The sequence below is a fragment of the Pseudomonas sp. SMSB3 genome (assembly GCF_052041965.1).
Classification (GTDB): domain Bacteria; phylum Pseudomonadota; class Gammaproteobacteria; order Pseudomonadales; family Pseudomonadaceae; genus Aquipseudomonas.
In genome coordinates this window covers 49,283-68,154 of record NZ_JBKGGV010000013.1, presented here as the reverse complement: position 1 = coordinate 68,154, position 18,872 = coordinate 49,283, and the positions used below count along the sequence as shown (strand labels likewise).

Here is an 18,872-nt window from a genome sequence, read left to right as displayed (position 1 = left end):
AATGATGCCGTAGGAAAGGGATGACGGCCAGTGCGCCATGGGGGCCGCAGTGCGGCCCCAGCGGCGATCACGCCTCGTGATCTTCCCAGTCACGGGTACGCTCGACGGCTTTTTTCCAGCCTGCGTAGAGTTTTTCCTGTTGGGCCGGGTCCAGTTGCGGGCTGAACTCGCGCTCGATGATGGCCTTGTCGCGCAATTCGTCCAGGCCGCTCCAGAAGCCGCAGGCAAGCCCGGCCAGGTAAGCAGCGCCAAGGGCGGTTGTTTCGCGCATTTTCGGGCGCTCGACACAGGTGCCGAGGATGTCGGCCTGGAACTGCATGAGGAAGTTGTTGGCGACCGCGCCCCCATCCACGCGCAATTCCGACAAGCGCTGGCCACAGTCCTGCTGCATGGCATCGAGCACATCGCGGGTTTGATAGGCGATCGATTCCAGGGCCGCACGGATGATGTGATCGACCTTGACGCCGCGGGTCAGGCCGAACAGCGCACCGCGCGCATAGGGGTCCCAATAGGGCGCGCCGAGTCCGGTGAACGCCGGCACCAGGTACACGCCGTTGCTGTCCTTGACCTTGCTGGCGAAATATTCGGTATCCAGCGCGTCGTTGACGATCTTGAGCTCGTCGCGCAGCCACTGCACGGTCGAGCCGCCATTGAACACCGCGCCCTCCAGGGCGTAGGCCACTTCGCCCCGCGGGCCGCAGGCGATGGTGGTCAGCAGCCCGTGGGACGACGTTACAGCCTTGTCACCGGTGTTCATCAGCAGGAAGCAGCCAGTGCCATAGGTATTCTTGGCCTGGCCAGGCTCCACACACATCTGTCCGAACAGCGCCGATTGCTGATCGCCGGCGATACCGGCGATGGCGATACCGCTCTTGGTGTGACCGTAGACTTCCGAGGACGAACGCACCTCGGGCAACATCTGCCGTGGGATGCCGAGAATCTCCAGCAGCTTGTCGTCCCACTGCAGGCTGTGGATGTTGAACATCAGCGTGCGCGAGGCATTGGTGTAGTCGGTGACATGCACCTTGCCGCCGGAGAATTTCCAGATCAGCCAGCTATCGACGGTACCGAACAGCAGCTCGCCACGCTCGGCGCGCTCGCGGGCGCCTTCTACGTTGTCCAGTATCCACTTGAGCTTGGTGCCCGAGAAATACGGGTCGGTGACCAGGCCGGTGGTCTCGCGAATATAGCCTTCGTGCCCATCGCGCTTGAGCTGGGCGCAGATCTCGGTGCTGCGGCGGCACTGCCAGACGATGGCGTTGTACACCGGGCGGCCGGTTTCCTTGTCCCAGACCACCGTGGTTTCACGCTGGTTGGTGATCCCCAGTGCGGCGACCTGGGCGTGGCTGATGCCGGCCTGCGCCAAGGCTTCGACCATGGTCGCGCTCTGTGTGGCGAAGATCTCCATCGGGTCGTGTTCGACCCAGCCAGCCTGCGGATAGTGTTGGGCGAACTCGCGCTGCGAGGTGCCAACCACGTTGGCGTCGCGGTCGAAAATGATCGCCCGCGAGCTGGTAGTGCCCTGGTCCAGGGCGATGATGTAGTTCTTATCCTGGGTGTCTGTCATGGTCGTAGGCCTTGCATAAAGAGGAGGTCAGGGCGCCGTCATCAGTTGACTTGAGTATCGCCCTGGCGATGGTCGTTTGTCTCTTCGGCCGCGCCGGGCGCAGCCGGTAGGTTGCGCGCGATCAAGCCGCGATAGCTCGCAGCGCCCAGGCAAGCGCCAAGGATCGGAGCGAACAGCGGAACCAGGAAATACGGAATATCCCGACCGCCAGTGAAGGCGATTTCGCCCCAGCCAGCCAGGAAGGTCATCAATTTTGGCCCGAAGTCGCGGGCCGGATTCATTGCAAAGCCGGTCAGTGGACCCATGGCGCTGCCGATCACCGCAATCAGCAGGCCGATCAGCAGTGGCGCCATCGGGCCACGCGGCAGGCCGTTGTTGTCGTCGGTCAGGGCCATGATCACCGCCATCAGAATGGCGGTGATCACCACTTCGACGAGAAAGGCCTGGCCAGTGGACAAGGCCGGGTGCGGGTAGGTCGAGAACACCGACGCCAGCTCGAGGCTGTCGGCGCTGCCACGCAGCATGGCGTGGGCTTGTTCGAAATCGAAGAACAGGTTGCTGTACAGCGTGTACACCAGCGCCGCGCCGCAGAAGGCGCCGGCGATCTGGGCGAGCACGTACAGTGGCAGCTTGCGTTTGTCGAAGCCGGCGAACAGGGTCAGGGCGATGCTCACAGCAGGGTTCAGGTGCGCACCGGAAATACCCGCCGTGAGGTAGATGGCCATGCTCACGCCGACACCCCAGATGATGCTGATCTCCCACAGGCCAAAGCTTGCGCCTGCGACCTTGAGCGCGGCGACGCAACCGGTGCCGAAGAAGATGAGCAATGCGGTGCCGAGAAATTCTGCCAGACATTGGCTGGACAGCGTGGGTTCACGTAGAGCAGTCGTCATGTATGACCTCGTTGTTTTTGTTGTGAGGCGCAGAGCGCTCGACAGCAAAGCCGGATGTCGATCCCCATTGACAGGCGGCGGGTAGATGACGTGCACCTTAAAAGGGCACCGTTTCTTCAGAAACGAAAAAATATAGACAAGAAACGCTGATGTCAAAGGTCGAAAGTGAACGGTCAGTCACGTTTTGAGCGCCTTTATGCAGGCCTGATCCGCGTGCTAGAGGCTCTGACGGGGCGCGCCGCTGGCTGCTGTGGTGCAGATGCCCTACAGTAGCGCCGAGCCGTCAGCATCGGAGCCAGGCATGACCCCCGCACTCGACCTGTTGAAAAAACACCGCGCCGCACACCGCGTGCACAGCTATCAGCACGATCCCAAGTCGGCGTCCTACGGACTGGAGGCGGCGGAGAAGCTCGGGCTCGACCCCCAGCAGGTGTACAAGACCTTGCTGGCGAGCAGCGAGAAAGGCGAATTGCTGGTCGCGGTGGTGCCAGTGGTCGGTACCCTGGACCTGAAGGCGCTGGCCCATGCGGCCGGCGTCAAGAAGTGCGAAATGGCCGACCCGGCTGTTGCGCAGCGCTCGACCGGTTATCTTGTAGGAGGAATCAGCCCACTAGGGCAGAAAAAGCGCTTGCGCACGTTCATCGACGACTCTGCGCAAGGTTTTGCAACCATTCATGTCAGCGCTGGCCGGCGCGGACTCGAGGTGGAGCTGGCCGCTGCGGTGCTTGCCGAACATACCCAAGGCACATTCGCCGCTATCGGCAAGGTCTGAGCAGAGCAGCAGGGGCCGAGCGCCGGCCCCTAGGGGTGGTTTCACGTCGCCGAGCTGTAGCGGCGTACACCATCCAGGCGCGGCAGTTGCGCCGCCACGCTGCCGGGCGCTGCGAACAGCACCAGATGGTCTGCCTTGACCGCAATGCCTACCGCATCGCCCAGCTGATGGTCGACGTGGCTGGGGAAGATCGCTTCGAGCTGACTGCCCGTTGGCAGCTGCAGACGGTACAACGTCGATGCACCCAGGAAGCTTTTGTCGATGATGCTCGCCTGCAGCGCGCTGCCCGGGGCGTGGATGATGTCATCCGGGCGTAGCAGGACGTCGACCGCGCTGCCGGGCGCCATGATGTAGGCGCGATTGCCGCGCAGTTCGCCGAGTTCGGTCATTACCGCTTCATGGCTGCTCATCTGGCCTCGGATGAAGTAGCCCTGGCCGATGAAGCTGGCCACGAAGGGTGTCTGCGGCTCGTGATAAAGGTTGTAGGGCGTATCCCACTGTTCCAGGCGACCTTCCTTGAAGACGCCGACGTGATCGCTGACGGCGAACGCTTCTTCCTGATCGTGGGTAACCAGAATGGCGCTGGTCCCGCGGCTCTTGAGGATGTCGCGGACCTCATGGCTCAAGCGTCGGCGCAGTTCTACGTCGAGGTTGGAAAACGGCTCGTCCAGCAGCAGCAACTGAGGCTCTGGGGCCAACGCCCGCGCCAATGCCACCCGCTGTTGCTGACCCCCGGACAGCTCATGCGGGTAGCGCCCGCCCAAGCCGCCGAGCTTGACCAGCGCGAGCATTTCTTCGATCACCTGGGCCTGGCGCGGATGCTTGGCGATGCCGAACGCGATGTTCTGCGCCACGGTCAGGTGAGGAAACAGGGCGTAGTCCTGAAACACCATGCCGATGCGGCGCTTCTCCGGCGCCAGGGTGAAGCCGGCCCGCGAGATCACCTCGCCGGCCAGCTGGATTTCCCCTTCGTGCACCGGCTCGAAGCCTGCGATGGCGCGCAGGGTGGTGGTCTTGCCGCAGCCTGAGGAACCCAGCAGGCAACCGATGTCGCCTGCATTGAGGTGCAGGTTGAGGTTCTGGACGATGCGCTGCTCGCCGTAGCCACAGGCGAGGTTGCGCAGATTCAGCAGTAGGGAACTCATGCGTGGTGGTAAGCCGGTTCGACAAGAAATTCGAGAAGGGCCTTCTGCGCATGCAAGCGGTTTTCAGCCTGGTCCCAGGCGACCGAACGTGGGTCGTCGAGCAGGTCATGGCTGATTTCCTCACCTCGGTGGGCGGGCAGGCAATGCATGAACAAGGCGTCGGGTGCCGCCAGGTCGAGCAGGGCACGGGTGACCTGGTAAGGCGCAAAATGCTTTAGCCGCCGTGCAGTTTCCTCTTCCTGACCCATGGAAGTCCAGACATCCGTGGTCACCAGGTGCGCGCCCCGCACTGCTTGCTGGGGGTCGCGCACGATTTGCACGTGATCGCCGCCCAGGGCCATGAAGCGCGGATCGGGTTCATAACCTTCCGGGCAGGCGATGCGCAGCTGGAAATCGAACTGCTTGGCCGCCTCGATGTAGGAATTGCACATGTTGAAGCCGTCGCCGATCCAGGCCACGGTCTTGCCCTGGATGGCGCCGCGATGTTCCAGGAAGGTCTGCATGTCGGCCAGCAGTTGGCAGGGGTGCGATTCGTCGGACAGCGCGTTGATCACTGGCACGCGCGATTTGGCGGCAAATTCGGTCAAGGTGCTGTGGGCGTGGGTGCGGATCATCACCACGTCGAGCATGCTCGACAAGACGATGGCGCTGTCGCCGATCGGCTCGCCGCGGCCCAGTTGGGTGTCGCGTGGCGAGAGGAAGATGGCCTGGCCCCCGAGCTGGATCATCCCGGCTTCGAACGATACACGGGTACGGGTCGAGGATTTCTCGAAAATCATGCCCAATACGCGGTTCTTCAGCGGCTCGAACAGCACGCCTCGCTTGCGCAGGTCCTTCAGCTCGATGCCTCGGCGGATCACCCCGAGCAGTTCGTCGGGGGTGAAATCCAGCAGGGAGAGAAAGTGCCTAGCGCTCATATTGACTACCTTATCTGCAACAGTATGCAGGTCGACCGTAGGTTTATTTTTAACAACGGGGGTGACCTGCGGCGTAAGCCGCACGGAGCGGACGAAATGGGGAAAGGCGCAATACTATATTTAAATGTCGCCTGAAACCAAGAGGGGAAACAGCGGCCGCGTATTGAGGCGACGGCCCCGGGTATCGTGACCCTGGTGTCCGAGCCGTTTTTTATTTGCTACAGCAGGTTGTACACGGCCTGCTGGGCACTTTGCAAACCGCTGTCGTGAATCGTCTGCCTGATGTCGCGCAATTCATGGCGCAAAGCCCGCTGGTCGACGATGAGCCTGCGCGGCATAGTCGAGTCTCGCTAACCCCATAATCACAACAAGGCAGAGGCGGCCATGACCAAGACCCTGCATCACCGTGCCTGTCACCTGTGCGAAGCGATCTGCGGGCTGAACATCGAAGTCAGCCATGAACCCAATGGGCACGCGGTGATCGGCTCGATCAAAGGCGACCCCCTGGATCCGTTCAGCCGCGGGCACATCTGCCCCAAAGCGGTGGCCTTGCAAGATATCCAGAACGACCCGGACCGCCTTCGTCAACCGCACCGGCGCATTGGCGAGCAGTGGCAGGCGATCAGTTGGGAAGAGGCGTTCAGCCTGGCCGCCGAGCGTCTGTGGGCGGTTCAGCAGGCCCATGGGCGCAATGCCGTGGCGGTGTACCAGGGCAACCCCAGCGTGCACAACTATGGCTTGATGACGCACAGCAATTACTTTCTGGGCCTGCTGAAAACCCGCAATCGCTTTTCCGCTACCTCCGTGGATCAGCTGCCGCAGCACCTGATCAGCCACCTGATGTACGGCCATGGTCTGCTCCTGCCGATCCCGGACATCGACCATACCCAATTCATGCTGATTCTGGGCGGCAACCCGCTGGCCTCCAATGGCAGCATCATGACCGTGCCGGATGTGGAAAAGCGCCTGAAGGCCCTGCGCGCGCGCGGAGGCCGCCTGGTGGTGGTCGACCCGCGGCGCAGCGAAACCGCCAACCTGGCCGATGACCATCTGTTCATCCGCCCAGGCGGCGATGCGGCGCTGCTGGCCGGCCTGCTCAATACCCTGTTCGAAGAAGACCTTGCCCGTGGCTCGCACCTGCCGGTCACTGGGCTCCAGCAGGTGCGTGAAGCGATCGCGCCGTTCAGCGCCGAGGCGATGAGCGTTCACTGTGGCATCGAGGCGGCGAGGATTCGCCAGCTGGCCCGCGACTTCGCTGCCGCCCAGAGCGCGGTCTGCTATGGCCGCATGGGCGTTTCTACCCAGGCGTTCGGCAGCCTGTGCCACTGGTTGATACAACTGATCAACCTGGTGACCGGCCACCTGGATCGCGAGGGTGGCGCACTGTGCACCGAGCCTGCGGTGGATCTGGTGGCGAGCACCTCCGGTGGCCATTTCAATGTGTGGCAGAGCCGCGTGTCAGCCTTGCCCGAGTATGGCGGTGAGCTGCCGGTGGCGGCGCTGGCCGAAGAACTGCTCACCCCAGGCGACGGCCAGGTACGGTCCTTGGTCACGGTCGCCGGTAACCCGGTGCTGTCCACCCCCAACGGCCGGCAGTTGGATACCGCGTTGGAAGGGCTTGAGTTCATGCTCAGCATCGACCTGTACATCAACGAGACGACACGCCACGCAGACCTTATCCTGCCGTCGACCTCGGCATTGGAAAACGATCATTACGACAGCACTTTCAACCTGCTGGCGGTGCGCAACGTGACGCGTTTCAACCGAGCCATTCTGGCCAAGCCCGAGGGCGCGTTGCACGACTGGGAAATTTTCGTCGGCCTGGCGCAGGCCTATGCCAGGCTTGCCGAGGTCGAGCTGAAGAACACCTGGTCACCGGCGCAGATGATCGACCTGGCCCTGCGTAAAGGTCGCTATGGCGAGGCCAGCCCGTGGAACCTGTCGTTGCAGACCCTTGACCAGCATCCCCATGGGCTCGATCTGGGGCCGCTGCGCAGTAACCTCGGTGCGCGCCTGGCCACCTCGAGCAAGACCGTCGAGGCGGCGCCGCAGGTGCTGATTGACGACCTGCAGCGCCTGGCGCAACTGGCGCCGCCATCCTCAGACGAGCTGCTGTTGATCGGGCGTCGGCATGTGCGCAGCAACAATTCGTGGATGCATAATTTTCAGCGCCTGGTCAAAGGCAAGCCGCGCCATCAACTGCTGATGCACCCGCACGACCTGCAGCAGCGCCAGTTGCACGATGGCCAGCGCGTGCGCATTCGCTCGCGCACGGGCGAAGTGGAGGTCCAGGTGCAGGCCTGTGACGACATGATGCCCGGCGTGGTCAGTCTGCCCCATGGCTTCGGCCACACCCGCCAAGGCGTGCAGATGCAGGTTGCCCAGGCCCACGCTGGGGTCAGTGCCAACGACTTGACCGACGAGCGCCTGCGCGACGCGGTGTCCGGCAACGCTGCGCTCAATGGCGTGCCGGTGCAGGTCAGCGCCGCTTGAGCATCGGCAAGGCCGAGCACGCTGCTCGGCTTTCCGATACAATGCGTCACCGTGCCGACGATCGCGTCGGAAAGTTCAGCCGAGGTGCTACATGGATATCATCGAAACGATCAAAGAGCAGATTGCCAACAACACCATTCTGCTTTACATGAAAGGCTCGCCGAATGCCCCACAGTGTGGCTTCTCCGCGCGCGCCTCGCAGGCTGTGATGGGTTGCGGCGAAAAGTTCGCCTACGTCGACATCCTGCAGAACCCGGAAATCCGCGCCAACCTGCCCAAGTACGCCAACTGGCCAACGTTCCCGCAATTGTGGGTCGGTGGTGAGCTGGTCGGCGGCAGCGACATCATGTTGGAAATGTTCGAGAAGGGTGAGTTGCAAACCCTGATCAAAGAGGCTGCTGCCAAGGCCAAGGCTTCCGAAGCCTGATAAACAGGCAGGCATAAAAAAACCCGCATCGAGCGGGTTTTTTTATGGGCGCCAGATTTACTCTTCGCCCATCTGCGATTGCAGGTAGTTCTCGATGCCGATCTTGTCGATCAGGCCCAGCTGGGTTTCCAGCCAATCGATGTGTTCTTCTTCGGATTCGAGAATGTCTTCGAGCATGTCTCGCGAGCCGAAGTCGCCTGCAGTTTCGCAATGGGCGATGGCAGCCTTGAGGTCGATCAGGCCTTTCTGCTCGATTTTGAGATCGCACTCGAGCATCTCTTTGGTGTGCTCGCCGATCAGCAGCTTACCCAGGTCCTGAACGTTAGGAATACCTTCGAGGAAGAGAATACGCTTGATCAACTTGTCAGCGTGTTTCATCTCGTCGATGGATTCCTTGTACTCGTGCTTGCCGAGCTTGTTCAGGCCCCAATCTTCGTACATGCGGGCGTGCAGGAAATACTGGTTGATCGCGACCAGCTCGTTTCCGAGGATCTTGTTGAGATGCTGGATGACGCTGATGTCGCCTTTCATGCCGGGTTCCTGCCCTGTAGAAGTGTGCCGATAGCGCAGAGTCTGAGCCTGGTGCTCACGACTGTCAAACCTAAGTTATTGAAAGTTAAGTGAAAATTAATAGGAATAAGAATGTTTGTGAACCGCGTTAAAGGCCTAACTTATTGATATGCGGGCATAAAAAAACCGGACGCGAGGTCCGGTTCTTTGAATTCGGTTGAATTACGCAGTGGTAAATTCCACGGGGTAGGGCAGGGCGGCTTGCTGGCTGACTTGCAGCTCGGTGAGCGTTTCGCGTACCACCTGCTTGGCCAGGCAGGCGCATTTGCCACACTGGCTGGCGACATTGGTCGCCGTACGGACTTCCTTGTAGCTGCAGCATCCTTCATAGATTGCTTCGCGGATCTGGCCGTCGGTGACGCCTACACAAAGACACACATACATAGGGCTGACCATCGCTGGTTGAGTCGATGGGTTGGAGCTTAATGTTAATGAGAATGCTTGTCAAAGTGGTTTCTGGTAATCCCCTCGACGGGCGACCGACGGTTGCATTCGGCCTGTCATGCCAAGCCGTGTATGATGGTCAGCCTTTGTTGGAAGTCGGGCAAGCTGCCTTGGCCCGGCAAACGGTTTCTCACCCTCATCAGGAGATAACAATGAGCGTACTCGTTGGCAAACAAGCCCCCGACTTCACCGTCCCAGCTGTGCTGGGCAATGGCGAGATCGTCGACAGCTTCAACCTGGCCTCGGCCATCAAGGGCAAGTACGGCCTGGTGTTCTTCTACCCGCTGGACTTCACCTTCGTCTGCCCGTCCGAGCTGATCGCGCTGGACAACCGCATTCCTGACTTCCAGGCGCGTAACGTGGAAGTGATCGGCGTTTCGATCGACTCGCACTTCACCCACAACGCCTGGCGCAACACCCCGGTCAACAACGGCGGCATCGGCCAGGTCAAGTACACCCTGGCTGCCGACATGACCCACGAAATCTGCAAGGCCTACGACGTTGAGTCCGAAGGCGGCGTGGCCTTCCGTGGCGCCTTCCTGATCGACACCAACGGTGTGGTCCGTTCGCAGATCATCAACGACCTGCCGCTGGGCCGTAACATGGACGAGTTGCTGCGCCTGGTCGACGCCCTGCAATTCCACGAAGAGCACGGCGAAGTCTGCCCTGCCAACTGGAAGAAAGGCGACAAAGGCATGAGCGCTTCGCCAGAAGGCGTTGCCGCCTACCTGAGCGAGAACGCTGGCAAGCTCTAAGCTTCCGGACCCCCAAAAAAAACCGGCCTTCGTGGCCGGTTTTTTTTGCGAAGCTACTCGCTACTCGCTTGGCCTTGCAGCTTGCCGCTCAATAACTCCAGCCGCCCATTTCTTTCCAGCGGTTGACGATGCCGCAGAACAGCTCGGCGGTTTTTTCGGTGTCATAGCGCGCCGAGTGTGCTTCGCGTCCGTCGAAATCGATGTCGGCGCTCTGGCAGGCGCGTGCCAGGACCGTCTGGCCGTATGCCAGGCCCGCCAGGGTGGCGGTGTCGAAGCTGGAGAACGGGTGGAAAGGGTTACGCTTGATATCGTTGCGGTTGACTGCCGCATTGAGAAAGCCCAGATCGAAGCTGCTATTGTGCCCGACCAGGATCGCCCGCTTGCAACCGTTGGCCTTCAGCGCCTTGCGCACACCACGGAAGATGTCGGTCAGCGCACTTTCTTCGCTCACGGCCATGCGCAGCGGGTGATCGAGCTTGATGCCGGTGAACTCCAGCGCAGCGGGCTCGACATTGGCCCCTTCGAACGGCTCCACGCGATAGAAATACGTATGCTCGGGGAACAGGAAGCCCTTCTCGTCCATGCCGATGGTGACAGCGGCGATTTCCAGCAAGGCATCGGTGGCGCTGTTGAAGCCGCCGGTCTCGACATCCACCACCACCGGCAGATAGCCACGGAAGCGCTCGGCCATCGGGTGACGCGAGCCGCCGCCCAGGCTGTCCTGGTCGTCTTCGTAATGGTCTTCGCTCACGCGTTGTCCTCCAGCAGGCGCCAGCGCAACGTCTCACCGGCGCGCAGCGGAATCACGGTCTGCTCGCCGAACGGCAGGCTGTCTGGAGCGGTCCACTCTTCGCGTACCAGGGTGATGGTGTCGGTGTTCGCCGCCAGGCCATAGAAAGCCGGCCCGTGCAGGCTGGCGAAGCCTTCGAGTTTGTCCAGGGCATTGCGCTGCTCGAATGCCTCGGCGTACATCTCGATCGCAGCGTAAGCGGTGTAGCAGCCAGCGCACCCGCAGGCCGCTTCCTTGGCATGACGGGCGTGCGGTGCCGAATCGGTGCCGAGGAAGAACTTCGGGTTGCCGCTGGTGGCTGCGTCGAGCAGTGCCACCTGGTGGGTGTTGCGCTTGAGGATCGGCAGGCAATAGAAATGCGGCCGAATACCGCCCACCAGCATGTGGTTGCGGTTGTACAGCAGGTGCTGGGCAGTGATGGTAGCGCCAACGTTGGCCGAGGCTTCGCTGACGAACTGCGCGGCATCGCCGGTGGTGATGTGCTCGAACACCACTTTCAAGGTCGGGAAGCGCTCGACCAGGCGGCGCATGTGCTCATCGATGAAGCGCTTTTCGCGGTCGAATACGTCGATCTCGCTGCGCGTCACTTCACCGTGGACCAGCAACGGCATGCCCACCTCGGCCAGTGCCTCGATGGCCGGGAAGATGTTGTCGATGCTGGTCACGCCCGAATCGGAGTTGGTCGTGGCACCGGCCGGGTACAGCTTGGCGGCGTAGACGATACCGCTGGCCTTGGCCGCACGGATGTCTTCGGGGCTGGTGCGGTCGGTGAGGTACAGCACCATCAACGGTTCGAAGCGGCTGCCGGCCGGGCGAGCGGCCAGGATCCGCTCGCGATAGGCGCCAGCTTCGACGGCAGTGCGCACCGGCGGAACCAGGTTGGGCATGATGATGGCACGGGCGAAAGTACGCGCCACATCACCAACGGTATGAGGCAGGACGGCACCATCGCGCAGATGGATGTGCCAGTCGTCGGGACGCAGGAGGGTCAGGCGATCGGACATTGGGGATTCCAGGCGGGTCGAACTCAGGCGCCAATGCTACCGGAAAACCCCGGTCCGAGCACGGCTATCAAGTTTTCAGCCAAGCGTCCGATAGCCTGCCTGTAGCAGTCAGAATTTGTGGAGCCGCCCGTGCGCCAGCGTTACCTAGCCCTGTTGACCCTTGTCGCCAGCCTGCCGGCCGGTGCATTGACCTTCCAGACCCGCGTGGAGAATGTCGCCTGGAAGGTCGAGGGTGATCAGTTCGAATGCCGCCTGATTCAGCCGATCGACGGTTTCGGCAGTGGCGAGTTCGTGCGCAAGGCCGGTGAGCAGCCAGTGTTCAGGCTGCGTTCGGACAGCAATGTGCTGGGCGCGGGCGCTGCAACCCTGCTCGCCGCCGCCGCCCCCTGGCAACCAGGGCGTGGCGACGTCAACCTGGGCGCGGTACGCATGGCCCGCAGTGGTGTGCTGTTCAGCTCTTCGCAAAGCCAGGCCAGCCGCCTGATCAACGGCTTGCTCGATGGCCGCAGCACGGTGGTGCGCAATTACACCGGCGAAGGCGGGCGGGCCATGGAGGTGCGGGTACTGCCGGTGAGTTTCGCCAAGGCCTATGGCGATTACCAGGTTTGTGCGAGCAAGATGCTGGCGATGAATTATGACCAGGTGCGCCAGACCCAGGTCGGCTTCCCGGGCGGCGGGTTGGAGCTGGACGCCAACGCGCGGGCGCGCCTGGACGTCATTCTGGACTACCTCAAGGCTGATCCGACGGTCAATCACATCGAACTCAATGGCCATTCGGACAACAGTGGCAATCGCCTCACCAACCGTGACACTTCACGGCGTCGGGCACTGGCGGTGGCCGATTACTTCAAGGCCCATGGTGTGCCTGAAGAGCAGATCGTCGTGCGCTTCCACGGTGAGCGCTACCCGCTGGTGAAGAACAACAGCGCAGCCAACCGGGCGCGCAATCGCCGGGTGAACATCGAGCTGGACCGAGTGGCAGCACCACCCAAGCCGGCGGTCGCGCCTGACGTGGCGGCGCCACCCAAGCAGCTGTAAGCGTGCCTGCGCCCACTGGCGTCGCCACGCAGAAAGTTCTTGTCGCTTTGTCGTCAGAAGCTGTCGCGCCTCTGTAAATTTATCGGCAACGCCGGTAGAATCGGCCGCTTTCCGTACAACCCCGTGGAGTGATGGCATGGCGGACGTAAAAAAGGTCGTACTGGCGTATTCCGGCGGCCTTGATACTTCGGTGATTCTCAAGTGGCTGCAGGATACCTATGACTGCGAAGTGGTGACGTTCACCGCTGACCTGGGTCAGGGTGAGGAAGTCGAGCCGGCACGCGCCAAAGCGCAGGCAATGGGCGTCAAAGAGATCTACATCGACGACCTGCGTGAAGAATTCGTGCGTGATTTCGTCTTCCCGATGTTCCGCGCCAACACCGTCTACGAAGGCGAGTACCTGCTGGGTACTTCCATCGCCCGCCCGCTGATCGCCAAGCGTCTGATCGAGATCGCCAACGAAACTGGCGCCGATGCCATTTCCCACGGTGCTACCGGTAAAGGTAACGACCAGGTTCGCTTCGAGCTGGGTGCCTATGCCCTCAAGCCTGGCGTCAAGGTCATCGCCCCGTGGCGCGAATGGGACCTGTTGTCGCGCGAGAAGCTGATGGACTATGCCGAAAAGCATGGGATTCCGATCGAGCGTCACGGCAAGAAGAAGTCGCCGTACTCGATGGACGCCAACCTGCTGCACATCTCCTACGAGGGCGGTGTACTGGAAGACACCTGGACCGAGCACGAAGAAGACATGTGGCGTTGGAGCGTTTCGCCAGAAAACGCCCCTGACCTGGCCACCTACATCGAGCTGACCTACCGCAACGGCGATATCGTCGCCATCGACGGCGTCGACATGACCCCGGCCACCGTGCTTGCCGAACTGAACCGCATCGGTGGTGCCAACGGTATCGGGCGCCTGGACATCGTTGAAAACCGCTACGTGGGCATGAAGTCGCGCGGCTGCTACGAAACCCCTGGCGGTACCATCATGCTCAAGGCACACCGTGCCATCGAGTCGATCACCCTGGACCGTGAAGTCGCTCACCTCAAAGACGAGCTGATGCCCAAGTACGCCAGCCTGATCTACACCGGTTACTGGTGGAGCCCCGAGCGCCTGATGCTGCAGCAGATGATCGACGCTTCGCAGGTCAACGTGAATGGCGTGGTTCGCCTGAAGCTGTACAAGGGCAACGTTGTCGTGGTCGGCCGCAAGTCCGACGACTCGCTGTTCGATGCCAACATCGCGACCTTCGAGGAAGACGGCGGCGCCTACAACCAGGCCGATGCTGCGGGCTTCATCAAGCTCAATGCCCTGCGCATGCGCATCGCTGCCAACAAAGGCCGTGGCATGCTCTGATCGCCACGCAGGCAATGTCGTGAAGCGCCTGGCGCGCAGACATCAAAAACCCTGGCAGCCGCCGGGGTTTTTTGTGCGCGTCACGCCGCTGCTGGTCAACGTTCACGGCGATAGCCTGGGGCTTGGCAGACGATCGACAGCAGCACGATGCGCTGTAACTCCTCGTGATGAAAACGCCAATGCCTGTCTGCCGGATGCACTTGGGTAACCGCCTGCAGCACCTCTTGCTGCAGGCGCGCCTGTGCATCAGGCCCGGAAAAGATCATGGTGACTGCCTGCGGCGGGTGCGGCTGTAACACCGGTTCAAGCGCAGCGCGGGGCTCGGCGGGATCGGGTTTGTAAAACGACTTGTAGTTGAAGTTCAGCGTCAGAAAGAACAGGGCGGTAAGAAAGAACGGAAAGCCGACGAGAAACCAAGTGTAGTAAGTCTGACTCTTTTCACTGAGAAACGGCAACGTGGCCAGGGCTGATGCCTCGATGATCCCCGCGAAGATGGCAATGATCGTCAACGGGGCTACAGGTTGGCTCTCGGTCATGATGGGATGCCTCCTTTCATATTGTCGGCTATCAATACCCGACTGAACGCCTCAACCAAATTGTGGACTCTTTCCGAGTCAGCGGGCGCGCCTGCTTATCGCTGCGTTGTGGGTTGAGTCACTAGGGCGAAGCACTTCGGCGCTTGTGCTGTAAATCGCCCCTTGTAGGAAATTTCCCAAACCATTGTAGGGAACATCTATTCGGCTATTTGCGCGGGGTATCGATGCGCCATTGCACCTTCGGCTCGGTTAAGGTGGGGCAATCGTCAATGCTAAATAACCAATGATGGATATCGCATGAATAAAGTCCTTATCGTGGATGATCATCCGGTCATACGCTTGGCCGTGCGCATGCTGATGGAGCGGCACGGGTACGATGTGGTGGCCGAGACCGACAACGGCATAGCGGCCTTGCAGCTTACGCGCGAGCATCATCCGGATATCGTGGTGCTCGACATTGGCATCCCCAAGCTGGACGGCTTGGAAGTCATCGCGCGCATGGCTGCGGCAAGTCCGGGGAGCCGCGTGCTGGTCCTCACCTCACAGGCCGCTGGGCATTTTTCCATGCGCTGCATGCAGGCCGGCGCTTCTGGCTATGTGTGCAAGCAGCAGGAACTCACCGAGCTGCTCAGCGCCATCAAGGCAGTGCTCTCAGGCTACAGCTACTTCCCTAACCAGGCCTTGCACAAGACACGGGGACGGGTGGGCGGTGCCAGCGAAACGGAGATGGTCGATCGTTTGTCGGCCCGAGAAATGATGGTGTTGCAGCAGCTTGCGCGCGGGCGCTCCAACAAGGAAATCGCCGACGCCATGTTTCTCAGCAACAAGACAGTCAGCACCTACAAAACCCGGCTGCTGCTGAAGCTCAACGCGCACTCGCTGGTCGATCTGGTCGAGTTGGCGCGACGGCATAACCTCAATTGAGATGGCCGCGCAGGCAGCCTCCTGCGCGCAGGCAACTGCGCGGCTACAGGTCGTAGTCGAAGTCGGCAAGTTGCCGTTGCAGTCGCCGCTCCTCGAGCAGGTTGTCGATGGTGCGACGCTTGCTCAGGTTGGTCTTCGCAGGCTCCACTTGCGGCTCTGCATCGTCCTCGACAGCTACAAAGTCATCTTCGATCGACAGGTCGTCTTTATCGTCACTCATGGGTCGCTCCAAGCCAAAGGGCTAATGGCCGTCCTTATAGCGAGAAAGCGAACGCGGGTAAAAAAGATTTTTTCAATCGAAACGCCGGCGTTTTTACTATCGGCTCAATCGTCGCTGGTCTTGTGCTTGTACTCGCACAAATCTTCGATGCGGCAGCTGCCGCAGCGGGGTTTGCGTGCCTGGCACACATAGCGTCCATGCAAGATGAGCCAATGGTGGGCATCTAGCAGGTAATCTTTGGGTACAAACTTGATCAGCTTCTTCTCGACCTCCAGCACCGTCTTGCCCGGCGCGATACCGGTTCGGTTACTGACCCGAAAGATATGCGTGTCGACGGCCATGGTCGGTTGGCGAAAAGCGGTGTTGAGCACCACGTTGGCCGTTTTGCGCCCTACGCCCGGTAAGGCCTCCAGGTCTTCGCGGGTTTGCGGAACCACACCGTCGTGGCGCTCGATCAGCAAGCGGCAGGCTTCGATGACATTTTTGGCCTTGCTGTTATACAGGCCGATGGTCTTTATGTATTCGCTCAACCCTTCGACACCCAGCGCATAGATAGCCTGAGGGGTGTTGGCGACCGGAAACAGCCGCGCGGTGGCCTTGTTGACGCCGACATCGGTGGACTGCGCCGAGAGCGTCACCGCGACCAGTAACTCGAAAGGGGTGGTATAAGCCAATTCCGTTTTGGGGTCGGGATTGTCTTCGTGCAGCCTGCGAAAGATCTCCAGGCGTTTGGCGGCGTTCATCGGTCAATGCATTCCTTGACGACAGGGCAGGGCCGGTTGCAGATGGAGCTGCCCCGGCGCTGAGGCCGGGGCAGGGGGATTACTTGATACGCTGACCGGGCTTGGCGCCGCTGTCAGGGCTGAGCAAGTAGATCTCCTCGCCACCCGGGCCTGCTGCCATGACCATGCCCTCGGACACCCCGAAGCGCATCTTGCGCGGCTTGAGGTTGGCCACCATCATGGTCAACCGCCCTTCAAGCTTGGAAGGGTCCGGGTAGGCCGATTTGATCCCCGAGAACACATTGCGCCGCTCATCGCCGATATCCAGCGTCAGCTGCAGCAGTTTGTCGGCGCCAGGCACAGCCTCGGCCTTGACGATCAGGGCAACGCGCAGGTCGACCGCATCGAAGGTGTCGAACTCGATTTGCGTGGCCAGCGGATCCTTGGCCAGCTCGCCGTTGCCGACCGGCGCTGGTGATTGAGCTTCGGCGGCCAGCAGGTCTTCCTTGCTGGCGGCCACCATGGCTTCGACCTTTGCAGGCTCGATGCGGCTCATCAGCGCCTTGAATGGATTGAGCGTGTGGTTTTCCAGCCGCGTGCTGTGGTCGTTCCAGGTCAGCGGGGCGACGTTGAGGAAGGCCTCGGCATCGGCGGCGAGCACTGGCAGCACCGGCTTGAGGAAAATCACCAGCTTGCGGAACAGGTTGATGCCCTGGGCGCAGATGGCCTGCACTTCATCCTGCTTGCCTTCCTGCTTGGCCAGCGACCACGGCGCCTTGTCGGCGATCCAGGCATTGGCGCGATCGGCCAAGGCCATGATTTCGCGCATGGCACGGCCGAAGTCGCGGCCTTCATAGGCTTCGGCGATCGACGGGGCGGCGGCAATGAAGGCCTCGGTCAATTCGGGCGCGGCGTTGCCGGCGACCATGACGCCGTCGTTGCCTTTGTGGATGAAGCCGGCGCAACGGCTGGCGATGTTCACCACTTTGCCGACCAGGTCGGAATTGACCTTCTGCACGAAATCTTCAAGGTTCAGGTCGAGATCGTCGACGCCACGGCCAAGCTTGGCTGCGTAGTAATAACGCAGGTACTCGGGCTGCAGGTGATCAAGGTAGGTGCGCGCCTTGATGAATGTACCGCGTGATTTGGACATCTTGGCGCCGTTGACCGTCAGGTAGCCGTGCACGTTCACCGCGGTTGGCTTGCGGAACCCTGCGCCTTCGAGCATGGCTGGCCAGAACAGCGCATGGAAGTTGACGATGTCCTTGCCGATGAAGTGGTACAGCTCAGTGGTCGAGCCCTCGTTCCAGAACGCATCGAAGTCCAGCTCCGGGCGACGTGCGCAGAGGTTCTTGAAGCTGGCCATGTAGCCGATCGGCGCATCCAGCCAGACATAGAAGTACTTGCCCGGCTCGCCTGGGATCTCGAAGCCGAAGTACGGCGCATCGCGCGAGATGTCCCACTCCTGCAGGCCGGCATCGAGCCATTCGGCCAGCTTGTTGGCTACCGCATCCTGCAGCGTGCCGCTGCGGGTCCACTGCTGCAGCATGGCCTGGAAGTCCGGCAGCTTGAAGAAGAAATGCTGGGAATCGCGCAGCACTGGCGTGGCGCCGGAGATTGCCGACTTGGGGTTCTTCAGCTCGGTCGGTGCGTAGGTCGCGCCGCACTTCTCGCAGTTGTCCCCGTACTGGTCTTCGGCCGCGCATTTGGGGCAGGTGCCCTTGATGAAGCGGTCGGCCAGGAACATGCCCTTTTCCGGGTCGAAGTACTGGGTCACCGAACGCGTGGCGATGTGCCCGGCGTCCCGCAGACGGGTGTAGATCAGGCTCGACAGTTCGCGGTTTTCTTCACTGTGGGTGGAGTGGAAGTTGTCGAAGTCCACCAGGAAATCAGCGAAGTCAGCGCTGTGCTCGGCTTGCACATTGGCGATCAGTTGCTCGGGGCTGATGCCTTCTTTCTCGGCGCGCAGCATGATGGCCGAACCGTGGGCGTCGTCGGCGCAGACATAGATGCACTGGTTGCCACGCAGCTTCTGGAAGCGCACCCACATGTCGGTCTGGATGTACTCCAGCATATGGCCAAGGTGGATGGATCCATTGGCGTAGGGCAGGGCGCTGGTAACGAGAATCTGGCGTGGCTCGGACATGGTGGCTCGGCTACTTATAGGGCTCAGGTGAACATCAGGGTGATCGGCCACTATAAAGGCCCAGCGAAGATATTTCACCCCAAGCACGCATCTGCTGACGATTGACGGTTAGGATAGGTGCCTGTTTTGAACTCAGTTTGCCAATGGGAGTGTTC

19 protein-coding genes are annotated in these 18,872 nt (G+C 61.2%); 7 read left to right on the top strand and 12 right to left on the bottom strand.

The features are described from left to right. Positions 1 to 67: 67 nt before the first annotated feature. Entirely contained in the window at positions 68 to 1,567 is a 1,500-nt protein-coding gene (gene glpK, locus ACLEJW_RS19360) for a glycerol kinase GlpK (protein ID WP_145187846.1), read from the bottom strand. 41 nt (positions 1,568 to 1,608) lie between these two features. Beyond that, positions 1,609 to 2,460, bottom strand: a complete 852-nt coding sequence (locus ACLEJW_RS19355) for an MIP/aquaporin family protein (RefSeq protein WP_145187843.1) — start codon at positions 2,458 to 2,460, stop codon at positions 1,609 to 1,611. Positions 2,461 to 2,761: 301 nt separating this feature from the next. On the opposite strand from ACLEJW_RS19355, the gene ybaK reads away from it, so the two are divergent. Continuing rightward, a complete protein-coding gene (ybaK, locus tag ACLEJW_RS19350) occupies positions 2,762 to 3,232 on the top strand; it encodes a Cys-tRNA(Pro) deacylase (protein ID WP_145187840.1) in 471 nt (156 codons plus the stop codon). Between the two features lie 41 nt (positions 3,233 to 3,273). Here ybaK and ACLEJW_RS19345 read toward each other — a convergent pair whose 3' ends face one another. Beyond that, positions 3,274 to 4,377 carry an ABC transporter ATP-binding protein gene (locus ACLEJW_RS19345; RefSeq protein ID WP_440778063.1) on the bottom strand — a complete coding sequence of 368 codons (1,104 nt, stop codon included), beginning with the start codon at positions 4,375 to 4,377 and terminating at the stop codon, positions 3,274 to 3,276. Continuing rightward, positions 4,374 to 5,294 (bottom strand): ornithine carbamoyltransferase, encoded by a 921-nt coding sequence (gene argF, locus ACLEJW_RS19340; protein ID WP_440778062.1) that lies wholly within the window; start codon positions 5,292 to 5,294, stop codon positions 4,374 to 4,376. The genes ACLEJW_RS19345 and argF overlap by 4 nt, the downstream gene beginning before the upstream one ends. A 384-nt stretch (positions 5,295 to 5,678) precedes the next feature. Between argF and ACLEJW_RS19335 the strand changes: the two genes are divergently transcribed. Beyond that, positions 5,679 to 7,787, top strand: coding sequence for a molybdopterin oxidoreductase family protein (locus tag ACLEJW_RS19335; RefSeq protein WP_145187831.1), 2,109 nt, complete (start codon positions 5,679 to 5,681; stop codon positions 7,785 to 7,787). Between the two features lie 91 nt (positions 7,788 to 7,878). Then, positions 7,879 to 8,214: a Grx4 family monothiol glutaredoxin gene (grxD, locus tag ACLEJW_RS19330; RefSeq protein WP_136913238.1), complete on the top strand. Its 336-nt coding sequence runs from the start codon at positions 7,879 to 7,881 to the stop codon at positions 8,212 to 8,214. A gap of 57 nt (positions 8,215 to 8,271) precedes the next feature. On the opposite strand, the gene bfr is transcribed toward grxD, so the two are convergent. Both bfr and ACLEJW_RS19320 read right to left on the bottom strand, forming a co-directional pair. Further along, a complete protein-coding gene (bfr, locus tag ACLEJW_RS19325) occupies positions 8,272 to 8,745 on the bottom strand; it encodes a bacterioferritin (RefSeq protein WP_145187828.1) in 474 nt (157 codons plus the stop codon). Between the two features lie 201 nt (positions 8,746 to 8,946). Further along, positions 8,947 to 9,168: a bacterioferritin-associated ferredoxin gene (locus tag ACLEJW_RS19320; protein ID WP_145187825.1), complete on the bottom strand. Its 222-nt coding sequence runs from the start codon at positions 9,166 to 9,168 to the stop codon at positions 8,947 to 8,949. Between the two features lie 212 nt (positions 9,169 to 9,380). Here ACLEJW_RS19320 and ACLEJW_RS19315 point away from each other — a divergent pair, with 212 nt between their 5' ends. Then, on the top strand, positions 9,381 to 9,983 hold the full coding sequence (locus tag ACLEJW_RS19315; RefSeq protein WP_145187822.1) for a peroxiredoxin: 603 nt from the start codon (positions 9,381 to 9,383) through the stop codon (positions 9,981 to 9,983). An 88-nt stretch (positions 9,984 to 10,071) separates the two neighbouring features. Here the strand turns inward: ACLEJW_RS19315 and rnt are convergent, their stop codons facing one another. Beyond that, complete coding sequence (rnt, locus tag ACLEJW_RS19310) at positions 10,072 to 10,674, bottom strand: ribonuclease T (RefSeq protein WP_371921261.1); 603 nt, start codon at positions 10,672 to 10,674, stop codon at positions 10,072 to 10,074. 56 nt (positions 10,675 to 10,730) lie between these two features. After that, entirely contained in the window at positions 10,731 to 11,777 is a 1,047-nt protein-coding gene (gene pyrC, locus ACLEJW_RS19305; protein WP_313300557.1) for a dihydroorotase, read from the bottom strand. 129 nt (positions 11,778 to 11,906) lie between these two features. Between pyrC and ACLEJW_RS19300 the strand changes: the two genes are divergently transcribed. Continuing rightward, on the top strand, positions 11,907 to 12,815 hold the full coding sequence (locus ACLEJW_RS19300; RefSeq protein ID WP_440778061.1) for a flagellar protein MotY: 909 nt from the start codon (positions 11,907 to 11,909) through the stop codon (positions 12,813 to 12,815). 136 nt (positions 12,816 to 12,951) lie between these two features. Continuing rightward, positions 12,952 to 14,169 (top strand): argininosuccinate synthase, encoded by a 1,218-nt coding sequence (locus tag ACLEJW_RS19295; RefSeq protein ID WP_440778060.1) that lies wholly within the window; start codon positions 12,952 to 12,954, stop codon positions 14,167 to 14,169. 95 nt (positions 14,170 to 14,264) lie between these two features. Here ACLEJW_RS19295 and ACLEJW_RS19290 read toward each other — a convergent pair whose 3' ends face one another. Further along, the gene (locus ACLEJW_RS19290) at positions 14,265 to 14,705 is read right to left on the bottom strand and encodes a hypothetical protein (RefSeq protein ID WP_313300565.1); all 441 of its coding nucleotides are present in this window, start codon (positions 14,703 to 14,705) and stop codon (positions 14,265 to 14,267) included. Between the two features lie 297 nt (positions 14,706 to 15,002). Between ACLEJW_RS19290 and ACLEJW_RS19285 the strand changes: the two genes are divergently transcribed. After that, positions 15,003 to 15,629: a response regulator transcription factor gene (locus ACLEJW_RS19285; protein WP_145187804.1), complete on the top strand. Its 627-nt coding sequence runs from the start codon at positions 15,003 to 15,005 to the stop codon at positions 15,627 to 15,629. A 43-nt stretch (positions 15,630 to 15,672) separates the two neighbouring features. On the opposite strand, the gene ACLEJW_RS19280 is transcribed toward ACLEJW_RS19285, so the two are convergent. The 3 genes from ACLEJW_RS19280 to metG form a co-directional block, all read right to left on the bottom strand. Further along, on the bottom strand, positions 15,673 to 15,849 hold the full coding sequence (locus ACLEJW_RS19280; protein WP_178108329.1) for a PA3496 family putative envelope integrity protein: 177 nt from the start codon (positions 15,847 to 15,849) through the stop codon (positions 15,673 to 15,675). Positions 15,850 to 15,953: 104 nt separating this feature from the next. Continuing rightward, positions 15,954 to 16,592, bottom strand: a complete 639-nt coding sequence (nth, locus tag ACLEJW_RS19275; protein WP_313300570.1) for an endonuclease III — start codon at positions 16,590 to 16,592, stop codon at positions 15,954 to 15,956. Positions 16,593 to 16,671: 79 nt separating this feature from the next. After that, the gene (metG, locus tag ACLEJW_RS19270) at positions 16,672 to 18,717 is read right to left on the bottom strand and encodes a methionine--tRNA ligase (RefSeq protein WP_440778059.1); all 2,046 of its coding nucleotides are present in this window, start codon (positions 18,715 to 18,717) and stop codon (positions 16,672 to 16,674) included. Positions 18,718 to 18,872 lie beyond the last annotated feature (155 nt).